10 protein-coding genes are annotated in these 12,931 nt (G+C 60.5%); 6 read left to right on the top strand and 4 right to left on the bottom strand.

Translation table 11 applies throughout. The annotated features are described in order from the left end of the window. Nucleotides 1-369 precede the first annotated feature (369 nt). On the bottom strand, nt 370-2,289 hold the full coding sequence (locus tag ACM6I7_RS11705; protein WP_414888626.1) for a tyrosine-protein phosphatase: 1,920 nt from the start codon (nt 2,287-2,289) through the stop codon (nt 370-372). A gap of 321 nt (nt 2,290-2,610) precedes the next feature. Here ACM6I7_RS11705 and ACM6I7_RS11700 point away from each other — a divergent pair, with 321 nt between their 5' ends. Further along, complete coding sequence (locus tag ACM6I7_RS11700) at nt 2,611-3,087, top strand: hypothetical protein (protein WP_414888625.1); 477 nt, start codon at nt 2,611-2,613, stop codon at nt 3,085-3,087. A 299-nt stretch (nt 3,088-3,386) separates the two neighbouring features. On the opposite strand, the gene ACM6I7_RS11695 is transcribed toward ACM6I7_RS11700, so the two are convergent. Then, nucleotides 3,387-3,875 (bottom strand): AAA family ATPase, encoded by a 489-nt coding sequence (locus tag ACM6I7_RS11695; RefSeq protein WP_096796891.1) that lies wholly within the window; start codon nt 3,873-3,875, stop codon nt 3,387-3,389. 88 nt (nt 3,876-3,963) lie between these two features. Here ACM6I7_RS11695 and ACM6I7_RS11690 point away from each other — a divergent pair, with 88 nt between their 5' ends. Next, complete coding sequence (locus ACM6I7_RS11690; RefSeq protein ID WP_096796892.1) at nt 3,964-4,245, top strand: hypothetical protein; 282 nt, start codon at nt 3,964-3,966, stop codon at nt 4,243-4,245. A 508-nt stretch (nt 4,246-4,753) separates the two neighbouring features. Here ACM6I7_RS11690 and ACM6I7_RS11685 read toward each other — a convergent pair. Further along, nucleotides 4,754-6,958: an OsmC domain/YcaO domain-containing protein gene (locus tag ACM6I7_RS11685; RefSeq protein WP_096796893.1), complete on the bottom strand. Its 2,205-nt coding sequence runs from the start codon at nt 6,956-6,958 to the stop codon at nt 4,754-4,756. Between the two features lie 230 nt (nt 6,959-7,188). On the opposite strand from ACM6I7_RS11685, the gene proP reads away from it, so the two are divergent. After that, complete coding sequence (proP, locus tag ACM6I7_RS11680) at nt 7,189-8,691, top strand: glycine betaine/L-proline transporter ProP (RefSeq protein ID WP_027613786.1); 1,503 nt, start codon at nt 7,189-7,191, stop codon at nt 8,689-8,691. 49 nt (nt 8,692-8,740) lie between these two features. On the opposite strand, the gene ACM6I7_RS11675 is transcribed toward proP, so the two are convergent. After that, the gene (locus ACM6I7_RS11675; protein ID WP_414888624.1) at nt 8,741-9,607 is read right to left on the bottom strand and encodes a LysR family transcriptional regulator; all 867 of its coding nucleotides are present in this window, start codon (nt 9,605-9,607) and stop codon (nt 8,741-8,743) included. A 99-nt stretch (nt 9,608-9,706) separates the two neighbouring features. Between ACM6I7_RS11675 and ACM6I7_RS11670 the strand changes: the two genes are divergently transcribed. The 3 genes from ACM6I7_RS11670 to ACM6I7_RS11660 are packed head-to-tail and all read left to right on the top strand — an operon-like array spanning nt 9,707 to nt 12,910. Beyond that, nucleotides 9,707-10,639, top strand: coding sequence for a DMT family transporter (locus ACM6I7_RS11670; RefSeq protein WP_414888623.1), 933 nt, complete (start codon nt 9,707-9,709; stop codon nt 10,637-10,639). A 47-nt stretch (nt 10,640-10,686) separates the two neighbouring features. Continuing rightward, nucleotides 10,687-11,943 carry an MFS transporter gene (locus tag ACM6I7_RS11665; protein ID WP_414888622.1) on the top strand — a complete coding sequence of 419 codons (1,257 nt, stop codon included), beginning with the start codon at nt 10,687-10,689 and terminating at the stop codon, nt 11,941-11,943. Between the two features lie 37 nt (nt 11,944-11,980). Beyond that, nucleotides 11,981-12,910 (top strand): alpha/beta hydrolase fold domain-containing protein, encoded by a 930-nt coding sequence (locus ACM6I7_RS11660; RefSeq protein WP_414888627.1) that lies wholly within the window; start codon nt 11,981-11,983, stop codon nt 12,908-12,910. The last annotated feature ends 21 nt before the right edge of the window (nt 12,911-12,931 follow it).

Below are 12,931 nucleotides of genomic sequence, written 5' to 3'. Positions count from 1 at the left end.
GTGGGGGGGGGCTTGCGCGCGAATGCGGTGGGTCAGTTGATGGTGATGTTGGCTGTCATGACGCCTTCGCGAGCAAGCCCGCTCCCACAGGGTTAGTTGGTGGACTCAAGATTGGCGGCTGGTCGGTGCCATGGGGTTATGTGGCGGACTCAGGATTGACGGCTGGCGGGGATCCAAATGTGGGAGCGGGCTTGCTCGCGAATGCGGTGGGTCAAGCGAGGTGATCGTGACTGACACGGCCTCTTCGCGAGCAAGCCCGCTCCCACAGGTTTTTGCGGTGACTCAGAGTTGGCCGTTCCCTGCTCCACCATATTTTGCTGGTGCTTTGTCAATGGTGGTCATCCTTGACCTTGCGCGGTTGTCCCTGCTTCAGAACGCGTAACTGGCCTTCAGACTGCCACTGAAACCGTGGCTGTCACCGCCGCCGCTGGCACCGACTTCTGCGCCGACGCTGACCGCGCCGAGGCTGGCCATCAGGTTGACGCCGCCGCTGAACTGGTCGCGGTTGTCGAAGGCGGCGCGTTGTTCGATGTCGAGGCCCAGCAGGTGGCCCTGGCTGTTGACGTCGTTGTTGCCCAGGGTGCGTTCATAGCCGACTCGTACGCCCGGCACCAGTTGCCAGGCGCCCATCGCCACTGGGGCAAACGCCACGTTGAGGTTGGCGACGGCACTGCGGCGGGTGGCGGTGTTGTCGTCGACGTCGAGTGCCAGTTCGCTGCCCTTCTCTTGGAAGCCTTTGAGGTCGAGGTGGCTGATGCGCAAGCCGAGGCTGGGTTCGAGGATCATGCCGTTGACCGGTGCGCGGTAACCCAGCGCCAACGTCGCGCCGGTGAGGTTGCCGTGAGTGTCGCCCTTGGCCGCTCCGAGGCCGCCACCGAGTTTGCGTTTGCTGTCGTAATCGATGTAGCCGGCGCTGGCGTTGGCGTCGACGAACAGGCCACGTTCCAGGCTAGTGAAGCCGTAGCGCGCGCCGAGGTTGAAGAAGGTGAAATCGGTATCGGCCTCGCCGCCCGCGCCGCCGACGGTGCCTTTGCTGTAGCCGAAGCCGCCGCGCGCGCTGAGTTGTTCGGAGAAGCGCTGGGTGAGGCCGACCATCAGGCCCTGACTGTGTTCGTTGCTGCTCTCGGCGTGGGACGAGCCGTCGGTGCCGAGGTAACCGGCGAGCGCGGTGGTCCACAAACGGTATTGGCCGACTTTCAGATCGGTGCCGCTGGCGTACGGTGCGGCGGCTTGTTCGATCAACGCGTTCTGCCGCAGCAGGTAGCTGGCGGCGTCGGCGTGAACCTGGCCGCCGACCTGGGACTCGACACCGCCGAGGGTGCCGGCGTCGATCGCCGATTGCAGGTAGTAGTTGTAGGCGCTGTAGGTGCCGGACAGGTTGCTGTTCTGCAATTGACGCAGCAATTCGGCACCGGCAGCAGCGTTGCCGATCAACCCCGCCTGACCCGGCAGGCTGTTGTACTCGACCAGTTTGCCGCGCAACACGTAGATGGTTTCCTGGGACAGGCCGAGGCCTTGCTTGAGGTAGTTGTCCATGCTGCCGTACTCGGCGGTGACCTCATCCAGACCGGCCTGCAGATAGCTTGCCTGCACGCCGAGCAACGGCGCGTAGACCGAGGCCATGCTTGGCGGCATTGCTTTAAGAGTCGCGGCGACGCGGGCGGCGGTGTAGTCATTGGTAGCGAGGTAGTTGGCCATGATGGTCGCATTGTCGACCCCGGCGATGCTCTGCAACACAGCGGCGGTCCAGCCGGTGCGGTCCTTGCCGGCGGTGCAATGGAACAATTGTGCGCCGTCGGTGGTAGCCAGTTCGTTGAACAGCTTGCCGAACTGATCGCGCATCCCCGCGTCGCTGACGAAGGCGCGGTTGGTCTGCTCCATCATGGCGATGGCGTCGGCAGCGCTTTTGAACGACACGCTGGTGATGTTCGCGCCCGAGGTGGTGCTGCCGATGATGTCGATGTTCTGGTAGGTCGCGCCGGTCAGCATCGTGTCCGGCGTACCGGCGATTTCGCTCGGCGTGCGCAGGTCATAGACGGCTTTAATGCCGAGGCTGTTGAGGGTCGCCAGATCCGCTGCCGACGGCGTGATCGCGTTGGAGCGGTAGAACACGCCGCCACGCATGGTGCCGTCGTGGGCCGTGGAATACGCGGTGGTCAGGCCGGCGACATCGCGGAAGTTGTCGATGCTTTGCAGGCGCGGCGTGTCGAGCACCACAGGTTCGGCGGCGTGGGCAGCGGCGATGGACAGGCTCAGAACGGACAGCGAACACACAAGACGTTGAAACACAGTGCAGCCTCATTGGAATTAGCGTTGGGCTGGCTACTATCTGCAATCAACTGATACCGAATATGACAGAACGACTGCGCAAGGAAATGGCTGCGCGATTGGGCCGTGCGCTGCGTGTTTTGTCCGTATCTGCCGGAGAGCCACTGTAGGAGTGAGCCTGCTCGCGATAGCGGTGTGTCAGACAACGCAAATGTCAGCGATATACCGCTATCGCGAGCAGGTTCACTCCTACAGGGTTCGGTGATGAATGTGGAGTTTTCGGTTGAAGGCGATTCCGTCCATAATCCCTCCCCCCAAATGGACTGACACAGGAAATGTGAAATGGACACCACTCAATGGCTCGGCATATTCGAGCGCGCCTTTCAAGGCATGGAGAAGGATCTTGAGCAAGTGCTGCAACTCAACAGTTGCCGCGAGCATTGGATTCAAGCCCAGATCAGCCTTCAAGCCTGGTTCGAAGATGAGATCGAGATCTGGACGGATCTGCCGATAGGCGACCGACGCAAAGCGGACCTGTACTCATTGGACGACAACGGCGCGCCGAGGATGGTCGCCGAAATCAAATGCCTGGGCGATGTCTCGCAGGCCAAGTGCCTGGAAGGCGATTGGTCGGTGCGGGCCGATGTTGATCGGTTGCGCTCTTTCGAATGCCCCACCCGTCTGTTCGTCCTGGTCATCGCCAAAGGCGAGCGCGAAACCAATACCGGACGTCGCCTTCGCGAAGATGAGTGGGTGGATGGCCGGACATGCGTCACTGTGGATCTGCAATTTGCCCTGGTTCGGATGTGGGCTTTGTAGGTCAAGTTCTTCATCCACTTCTGCACGCGACGTGGGCCGACATCGCGGCTCGCTCGGGAGCGCCGTTGCTCAACATCGAAGTGACTGGACGCAGCCGATCCTTCGGCTCGACACCACGAGTCTCTCCGTGGATCAGGCGGTGGAGCTCATTATGGGAACTGGCCTGCTGGCGATTGGGGCGAGCCTGCCAAAGTGATGCCGACCGACACGGCCCTATCGCTGGCAAGCCAGCTCCCACAGTTTTTTGCGGTGAGCTCAGGGTTGGCGGCTGCCAGAGATCCAAAGTGGGAGCTAGCCTGCTAGCGATTTCCGTGCATGACGATCTCCAGCCCCTCGCCCACTTCCGGCACCTGAAAGTAGCTGGAGATCAAATCAAACTCTGCATCCGACGCCGCAAACTCATGTTCGGCCAGCGCATTGCGTGCATGTAGCCGGACGCGGCAAGTATCGTCATCCACCGCGAGATAGTGCAGGCAATGCGGCACTTTTGCAGTATCCGCCAGCCCTCGCAGCCATTGCCGATCCGCCACGGTATTGGCCGGAAAATCCAGCACCACACTCACCCCCGCGCTAAGCACATCGATCACCAACGGCCCCAGCACGCCGCGAATCTGCCGCGCACATCGAAGGTAATCCGCCACGGATTTGATCTGCTCCGGATACAGCCGCGACAGCCACTGATCCTCACTGAGCACCAGCGCGCGCTGCTCCTCAGCCAGTAATTGGGCCAGTGTCGATTTGCCCGAGGCGATCTTGCCGCACATCAGGTGTAGTGTGGGTGCACGCATTGGGGACGCTTCCTTATGTCGATTGCTGGATAATGCCCAACGCCTGTCGGCGAGGCAATTGAGGCGCATGACCCAACGAGGAACCCAGATGACCACAATCACCGCACGCCAATGCTCGTCCTGGATGCTACTTACCCTGCTCGCCACTGCCATAGCGCTGACGGCCGGCTGTTCGAGCAAGCGCTACGCCACCAACGGCTCGAACTGCTACGCCAAAGCCGTGCCCACTTCCGGCGAAGGCGGTTTGGCCTGGGGCGATACCTTGAGCATGGCGCGCAAGAAGTCGATGAATAACTGCATGCGTTATGCGAGCCGCTCCGGAGGGACGCCGAACACTTGCCAGGTGGTGCAGGCGCAGTGCAAGCGCTGACGGCACCGATAATGATGTTGGCTGAAACGGCCCTATCGCTGGCAAGCCAGCTCCCACAGGGTTATTGGGTGGACTCAGGATTGGCGGCTGCCAGAAATCCCATGAGGGAGCGAGCCTGCTCGCGAATGCGATCTGTCAGCCAAAGCGATGGCGACTGACACGCCCTCTTCGCGAGCAGGCTCGCTCCCACATGGGGTTGTGCAGTGGACTCAGAATTAGCGGCGGGTTCCCGCAGGTTTTGCGGCGGAGACGGGATTGGCGTCCAGTGTGCCGTCCTGAACCATGTGGTTCATGGCGTTGGCGTTCAAGTACACAGCAGTATTCGTGAGAGTCATTTTGCCGACTCCATGTCCCCACAATACTTATTTGTGGTGAGGGGATTTATCCCCGATGGACTGCGCAGCAGGCCCGCTTCTTTATTGGTTGAAGAGGCCGGGCTCGCTTCGCGCGCCATCGGGGATGAATCCCCTCACTACAAATTCACTCAGCGCAAAATGACCGTCGGCTATCAGCGATTCAACGCCGCCGCATTAGCCCGCGCCGCGTGCAGCTTTTTGTAGCTGTCGATCAGACGCAGGTGACGATCCAGCCCTTCGAGCTTCATGCTGGTCGGTGTCAGACCGTAGAAACGCACACTGCCGTTGACCGAACCGATCGCCGCGTCCATGCGCTCGTCGCCGAACATGCGGCGGAAGTTGGCCTCGTAGTCGGCGAGTTCCAGGTCTTCGTCCAGCTCCATTTCCAGACACACGTTCACCGCCTGATAGAACAAGCCGCGCTCGACGGTGTTGTCGTTGTATTGCAGGAAGGCTTCGACCAGATCCTTGGCCTGCTCGAATTTCTGCAGGGCGAGGTAGATCAGCAGGCGCAGTTCCAGAATGGTCAGCTTGCCCCACGGCGTGTTGTCGTCGAACTCGATGCCGATCAGCGTGGTGATGTCGGTGTAATCATCCAGCTCGCTGTTTTCCAGGCCCTGGGCCAGGTTGCGCAGACCGACCTTGCTCAGGCTGTGCAGATTGAGGATGTCGGCGCGGAATTGCAGGGCCTTGTTGGTGTTGTCCCAGATCAGGTCGTCCACCGGATAGATTTCCGAGTAGTCCGGCACCAGGATCCGGCAGGCATTGGCGCCGAGGTCGTCGTAGACCGCCATGTAGGCTTCTTTGCCCATGTCTTCAAGGATGCCGAACAGGGTTGCGGCTTCTTCGGCGTTGGAGTTTTCGCCTTGACCTGAGAAGTCCCATTCGACGAATTCGAAGTCAGACTTGGCGCTGAAGAAGCGCCACGACACCACCCCGCTGGAGTCGATAAAGTGCTCGACGAAGTTGTTCGGTTCGGTCACGGCCTGGCCCGAGAAAGTCGGCTGCGGCAGATCGTTCAAGCCTTCGAAACTGCGGCCCTGCAGCAGTTCGGTCAGGCTGCGTTCCAGCGCCACTTCCAGGCTTGGGTGCGCGCCGAACGAGGCGAACACGCCGCCAGTGCGCGGGTTCATCAGGGTCACGCACATCACCGGGAATTCACCGCCCAGCGACGCGTCCTTGACCAGCACCGGGAAGCCCTGCTCTTCCAGGCCTTTGATCCCGGCGAGAATGCTTGGGTACTTCTCCAGCACTTCCTGCGGCACGTCGGGCAAAGCCATCTCGCCTTCGAGAATTTCGCGTTTGACCGCGCGCTCGAAGATCTCCGACAGACATTGCACCTGCGCTTCAGCCAGAGTATTGCCGGCGCTCATGCCGTTGCTCAGGAACAGGTTTTCGATCAGGTTCGACGGGAAGTACACCACCTCGCCATCCGACTGGCGCACGAACGGCAGCGAGCAGATGCCGCGCTGGGTGTTGCCGGAGTTGGTGTCGTACAGGTGCGAGCCTTTGAGCTCGCCGTCGCGGTTGTAAATGTCCAGGCAGTATGGGTCGAGAATCTCTGCCGGCAGCTCGTCTTTCGGGCCCGGCTTGAACCAGCGCTCGGTCGGGTAATGCACGAACTCGGCGGTGGCGATGTCCTCGCCCCAGAACTGGTCGTTGTAGAAGAAGTTGCAGTTCAGGCGCTCGATGAACTCGCCCAGTGCCGAGGCCAGCGCGCCCTCTTTGGTCGCGCCTTTGCCGTTGGTGAAGCACATTGGCGAGTGCGCATCGCGAATGTGCAGCGACCAGACGTTAGGCACGATGTTGCGCCACGAGGCGATTTCGATCTTCATCCCCAGATCGGCGAGAATCCCCGACATGTTGGCGATGGTCTGCTCCAGCGGCAGATCTTTACCGGCAATGTAGGTGCCGGCTTCGGAAGTCGAATGCGGCATCAACAAGGCCTGCGCATCGGCGTCGAGGTTCTCGACTTCCTCGATCACAAACTCGGGGCCGGTCTGCACGACTTTCTTCACCGTGCAGCGATCAATCGAACGCAGGATGCCCAGACGATCCTTCTCGGAAATGTCTGCCGGCAATTCGACCTGGATCTTGAAGATCTGGTTGTAGCGGTTTTCCGGGTCGACGATGTTGTTCTGCGACAGGCGAATATTCTCGGTCGGGATGTTGCGGGTTTCGCAGTACAGCTTCACGAAATAAGCCGCGCACAAGGCCGACGACGCCAGGAAGTAGTCAAACGGCCCCGGTGCCGAGCCATCGCCCTTGTAGCGAATGGGCTGATCGGCGATCACCGTGAAGTCGTCGAACTTGGCTTCAAGTCGAAGGTTGTCGAGAAAGTTGACCTTGATTTCCATGCGGGTTTACCAGAGAGCAAAAACGAATTGGCGGCCATTATCCGGGTTTTCAGCCTGACGTCTTGTGCTTTTGCGTAATCGCCGCCGGGTGGGCTCTGCTGCGTCTTGGCGGGTGCGCACGACAAAAATGCCCTGAGCAGTGAATTTTTTCGTGTCTTCTTGTATCTGACGGAAAGAACCCATGCCAGCAAAACAATGGCATCGAATCCGTTCAGCTATGAGTGACCCGCATGAAATCAAGGAAAAACAAGGTCAATCCCATCGGATTGAAAGACATCACGATTGTCGACGACGCCAAGATGCGCAAGGCGATCACCGCCGCCGCACTGGGCAACGCCATGGAATGGTTCGACTTCGGGGTGTACGGCTTCGTCGCCTATGCACTGGGCAAGATCTTCTTCCCCGGCGCCGATCCTGGCGTGCAGATGATTGCAGCGCTGGCGACCTTCTCGGTGCCGTTCCTGATCCGTCCGTTGGGCGGCCTGTTCTTCGGTGCGCTGGGTGACAAGTACGGGCGGCAGAAAGTGCTGGCCGCGACCATCGTGATCATGTCGCTGAGTACCTTCGCCATCGGCCTGATACCGTCGTATGAGTCGATCGGCATCTGGGCGCCGATACTGCTGTTGCTGGCGAAAATGGCTCAGGGCTTCTCGGTCGGCGGTGAGTACACCGGCGCCTCGATCTTCGTCGCCGAATATGCGCCCGACCGCAAGCGCGGTTTCCTCGGCAGTTGGCTGGACTTCGGCTCGATTGCCGGCTTCGTCCTCGGCGCCGGTGTGGTGGTGCTGATTTCGACGATCATCGGCGAAGAGAAATTCCTCGAATGGGGCTGGCGTCTGCCGTTCTTCCTCGCCCTGCCGCTGGGCATGATCGGCCTCTATCTGCGGCATGCGCTGGAAGAGACGCCGGCGTTTCAACAGCACGTCGAGAAACTCGAAGAAGGCGACCGTGAAGGTCTGGCGGGCGGGCCGAAGGTCTCGTTCAAGGAAGTCGCGACCAAACACTGGCGCAGTCTGATGACCTGTATCGGTGTGGTGGCGGTGACCAACGTCACTTATTACATGCTGCTGACCTACATGCCGAGCTATCTGTCGCACAACCTGCACTACAGCGAAAACCGTGGCGTGCTGATCATCATCGCGATCATGGTCGGCATGCTGTTTGTGCAACCGGCGATTGGTTTTATCAGCGACAAGATCGGCCGCAAGCCCTTCATTGTGGTCGGCAGCATCGGTCTGTTTCTGCTGGCGATTCCGGCGTTCATGCTGATCAACAGCGGCAAGATCGGCCTGATCTTCTCCGGCCTGCTGATCCTTGCGGTATTGCTCAACTTCTTCATCGGCGTCATGGCTTCGACCCTGCCGGCGATGTTCCCCACGCACATCCGCTACAGCGCACTGGCCGCCGCGTTCAACGTCTCGGTGCTGATCGCCGGCCTGACCCCGACTGCCGTGGCCTGGCTGGTGGAAAGCACCAACAACCTGTACATGCCGGCCTACTACCTGATGGTGATTGCCGTGGTCGGCCTGATCACCGGCGTGACCATGAAAGAGACCGCCAACAAACCGCTGCGCGGTGCCGCGCCGGCGGCGTCGGATCTTGAGGAAGCCAAGGAACTGCTCAAGGAACATCACGACAACATCGAGCAGAAAATCGAAGACATCGACGCCGAAATCGCCGAGCTGGAAGCCAAGCGCAAGGAGTTGGTGCAGCAGCATCCGCGGATCAACTGATGTAATGACTGACGGCGGCCCTGCCCGGAGGCCGCCGTCGCTCAACGCGTCACAACACGAAGCCGTCACCGATCAAGCGCACCAGAACCTCCCCCGCCTCACTCAATTCACCCGGTGCCTGCATCAGGCGCAACTCGTGCAGCGGCAACTCGGGTAATCCCTCCTCACCGCTCAACACGCGCATGCTGGGGCGCACTTGCGCACGATCAACAATGCCCACCGCCAGTCCGGCCTCGATGGCTGTTTCCAGCGCGCTGGCACCGGCGCTGACAATCACTGCGCGCCACCGGCGTCCCTGCTCGCTCAATGCATCCACGGCAACGCTGCGATAGGGACAACCCTTGCCGTGCAAGGCCAGCGGTACCGGCCGGGTGAGATCCTGCGTGTAATTGTGCGCGGCGACCCACACGGGCTGGGTCAGGCCCAGCATCCTTACGCAACGCGTCGATGGCGGCGCGTCTGCGACGACCACCAGCAACGCCAGATCCAGTTGCCCGCGTTCCAGACGCGCACTCAACCGACCGCTGGCACCTGTTTCGACTTCCAACTCGATGTGCGGAAAATCTGCCGACAGGTGCGGCAACGTACAGCCCAGGACCGCGCCGGCGTATTCCTCGGAAATCCCCAGGCGAACTCGCCCGCTGGCCAGCGGCGTGCTGAAACTCGCCAGCAATTGATCGTGGTGGCGTAGCAAATCGGCGCTCTGCAGGGCGAAGCGTCGACCCAGTGGCGTGAGGTTGACCGTCTGGTTGTCGCGCTCCAGCAAGCGCCCGCCCGCCAGCGCTTCCAGACGCCGCACATGCAGGCTGACCGCTGACGGGCTCTTGTTGAGGAAACTCGCGGCGGCGAGAAATTGCCCGAAGCGCACGATTGCCTGAAAGGTGCGCAACAGTTCGATATCAAGGGCTTCGGCCATGCTTGAGAATTCCTGCATCAGTGGTGCGGATCGTATCGTTTGAATGCATCAGTGCTTGATTCATATCATCGAACTCATTCCTCTGTCAGGTGCCATGCGATGAACGTCATGCCTGTTCGTTTTTTACTGCTGATGGCAATGGTGGTCAGCTGGAGTTCCGGGTTCATTGGCTATCGCTACGTCGCCGATCAGGGCAGCGTATACCTGGCCTCGTTGTGGCGTTTTGTATTGGCGGCATTGCTGTTGCTGCCGTTCGCCTGGGCAGGCTTGCGTGGTTTGCACGGAAAAGACATGTGGCATCAGGCACTGCTTGGGCTGTTCGCGATGGGTGGCTACATCGGACCGATTGCCGCCTCGATTCAACTTGGCGTCACGCCGGGCACTGCGTCGCTGTTTGCCAATCTGTTGCCACTGACAATTGTGCTGCTGGCCGGCAGCGTTCCGGGGCAGCGCACACGTGGCTGGCAATGGTTGGGTTTGGCGCTGTGCGTGATCGGTATGCTGCTGGCCAGCGCTGCGAGTGTCGAGTGGGCCAGTGCGGGGTTGTGGGCCTACTGCTTGCCGTTACTGGCGGTATTGTCGCTGGCGGCGGCCACCTTGTTTGAGAAAGCCCGGCCGGGCGTCGCGATGCCGGCCACCACGGCGCTGTTTATTCAGGTGTGTGCGGTGATTCCTGTGTTCGCGCTGCTGGCAGGTCTTGAGGGTGAATTGCGCCCGCCGATCAGTGCAGACTTCGTCAGTGGCGTGCTGTGGCTGGTGATCTTCTCGACTTTTGGCGGCTACGGATTTTATTGGCTGTGCCTTCAGCGTTTCAGCATGCAGCGCATCAGTGGCGCGCTGTTTCTGACGCCACCGGTGACACTGTTGTGGGCGTGGATGCAGTTCGGCGATCCGCTGAGTGCCAGCGCGCTACTCGGTATCGGTCTGACCCTGATCGGGTTGCCATTGCTGGGGCGAGCGCCGAGCGAAAAAGTATGTGCCGTCGGCATTCGCCAGGAAACTAAATCCGCTGGCGACAAGTCACTGACTTAGCGGAGGTTGAGGCATTTCGCCGAACCTCGTTTATTGAAGATGCCAGCGTGGTCACTCATACCGATCGTCGCAACAACCTCTCGCTGGACAGCCTGAATTTCTTCCTCGCCGATGTGCGCGATGGTCTCGGGCCGTATCTGGCCATTTACCTGCTGGCGGTTCATCACTGGGAGCCGGCCAGCATCGGGCTGGTGATGACCCTCGCTGGCATTGCCGCCCTTGTCACCCAGACGCCCGCCGGTGCCCTGGTCGACAACACACGCAGTAAACGAGCAGTGATCGCGATTGCCGCGTTATTGGTGACCGGCAGTTGCGTGGTATTGCCCTTCGTGACGTCCTTCAGTCTGGTAGCGATCACCCAAGCGCTGAGCGCCGCCGCGGCATCGGTGTTCGCTCCGGCCATTTCGGCGATCACCCTGGGCATCACCGGGCCGCGCGCGTTCACCCGACGCACCGGACGCAACGAGACCTTCAACCATGCCGGCAACGCCTGCGCGGCGCTGCTGGCCGGTGGATTCGCATACCTGTTCGGGCCGGTGGCGGTGTTCTATCTGATGGCGATCATGGCGCTGTGCAGTGTAATCGCCGTGAGCTTCGTCGATGCCAATGCGATCAACCATGATCTGGCCCGGGGCCTTGACCCCAGCGACGCTACACACAGTAAAGCGCCCTCGGGATTGGCGGTGTTGCTGACCAACAAGGCGCTGCTGATGTTCGCCATCTGCTGCGCCCTCTTTCACCTGGCCAACGCAGCGATGCTGCCACTGGTGAGCCAGAAACTGGCGCAGGTCAACTTGCAGATGGCGACGCCACTGACCTCGGCCTGTATCGTTGCCGCACAACTGGTCATGGTGCCGGTCGCCTTGCTGGTCGGGGCCAAAGCCGATGTTTGGGGACGCAAGCCGCTACTACTCGCAGGCTTCCTGATTCTGCCGCTGCGTGGCGTGCTTTATACGTTATCCGCCGACCCTTACTGGTTGGTAGCGGTGCAGATGCTCGACGGCGTCGGCGCGGGGATCTTCGGTGCGCTGTTCCCGGTGGTAGTGAAAGACCTGACGCTGGGCACTGGACACTTCAACATCAGCCTCGGCGCTCTCTCCACGGTGTTTGGTCTGGGCGCAGCATTGAGTGCCAGCGTGGCGGGCATTGTGCTGCAGGAGGCCGGTTACAACGCGGCATTTCTGACCCTGGCGGTGATTGCCGGAGTGGCGTTTGTGCTGTTGTGGCTGGCGGTGCCTGAGACATTGCCGCAGGTGGGGAATATTGAGCCGGCGCTGCAACCTGAGGAGGAAGGATTTGGCTAAGAATGTGCTTGAGTTCAGCGATAGTGATCTGGCGCAGATGCAACGCTTCAATCGCAAGCTCGCCTGGCTGCCGCGTTTTCGCATCCGCAATCGGCTGACGCCGCGTTTGATCCAGGCACTGCTGCGTGCCAGTCAGATTGTCAGCGCGGACAAACCGCTCAAGCATGACCTGCATGCGCAAAACACTGTGGTGTATTCGCAAGGTGTGTCAGTGCCTGTCCGAATCATCCGCCCGCAAGGAAAGGCTCAAGGTGTGGTGCTGGATTACCACGGTGGCGGTTGGGTGATCGGCAATGCACGGATGAACGACGACCTTAATGTCGCCATGGTCAAGACATGCAACGTGGCGGTGGTATCGGTCGACTATCGGTTGGCAGTCAATACGCCAGTTGAGGATCTCATGCAGGATTGTCTGTGCGCCGCACGCTGGCTGTTGAGCGATGATTGCACGGAGTTCGTCGGCCTGCCGGTAATCGTTGTCGGCGAATCGGCAGGCGCGCATCTGGCAGCTGCCACCCTGTTAGCGCTCAAAGCATCATCCGATCTGCTGCAGCGGGTCAGCGGCGCCCTGCTCTATTACGGCGTTTACGATCTCGCCGGCACCCCAAGCGTGCACGCAGCACCTGCTGAAACGCTGGTACTCGACGGCCCGGGAATGGTCGAGGCGCTACGCTTGTTGACTCCAGGATTGAGCGATGATGAACGCCGGCAGGCGCCACTGTCTCCGCTGTACGGCGACTTGAGCGGATTGCCACCGGCGTTGATGTTCACCGGTGAACTGGATCCGCTGCGCGATGACACGCTGGAACTGGCTGAGCGCTGGCAACGATCAGCACCGGTTGAAATCCATCTACTGCCCTCGTCCGCCCATGGCTTTATCCATTTTCCGACCACCATGGCTAGTCGTGTTTTGGCCTACAGTCGGGCTTGGATTTCGCGTCAGATCAGGGCAAAAACAAGCAGTTAGGGCTTGTATTGGCAGGAAAAC

This window comes from Pseudomonas sp. IT-93MI4 (assembly GCF_949767635.1).
Lineage (GTDB): Bacteria > Pseudomonadota > Gammaproteobacteria > Pseudomonadales > Pseudomonadaceae > Aquipseudomonas > Aquipseudomonas putida_A.
This window is presented reverse-complemented; position numbering and strand designations above follow the sequence as displayed.

Excerpts from the sequence above, each read along its gene's own strand:
- ACM6I7_RS11700 (WP_414888625.1), top strand. The coding sequence starts at position 2,611 with ATGGACACCACTCAATGGCTCGGCATATTCGAGCGCGCCTTTCAAGGC.
- ACM6I7_RS11695 (WP_096796891.1), bottom strand. The coding sequence starts at position 3,875 with ATGCGTGCACCCACACTACACCTGATGTGCGGCAAGATCGCCTCGGGC.
- ACM6I7_RS11690 (WP_096796892.1), top strand. The coding sequence starts at position 3,964 with ATGACCACAATCACCGCACGCCAATGCTCGTCCTGGATGCTACTTACC.
- ACM6I7_RS11685 (WP_096796893.1), bottom strand. The coding sequence starts at position 6,958 with ATGGAAATCAAGGTCAACTTTCTCGACAACCTTCGACTTGAAGCCAAG.
- proP (WP_027613786.1), top strand. The coding sequence starts at position 7,189 with ATGAAATCAAGGAAAAACAAGGTCAATCCCATCGGATTGAAAGACATC.
- ACM6I7_RS11675 (WP_414888624.1), bottom strand. The coding sequence starts at position 9,607 with ATGGCCGAAGCCCTTGATATCGAACTGTTGCGCACCTTTCAGGCAATC.
- ACM6I7_RS11670 (WP_414888623.1), top strand. The coding sequence starts at position 9,707 with ATGAACGTCATGCCTGTTCGTTTTTTACTGCTGATGGCAATGGTGGTC.
- ACM6I7_RS11660 (WP_414888627.1), top strand. The coding sequence starts at position 11,981 with ATGCAACGCTTCAATCGCAAGCTCGCCTGGCTGCCGCGTTTTCGCATC.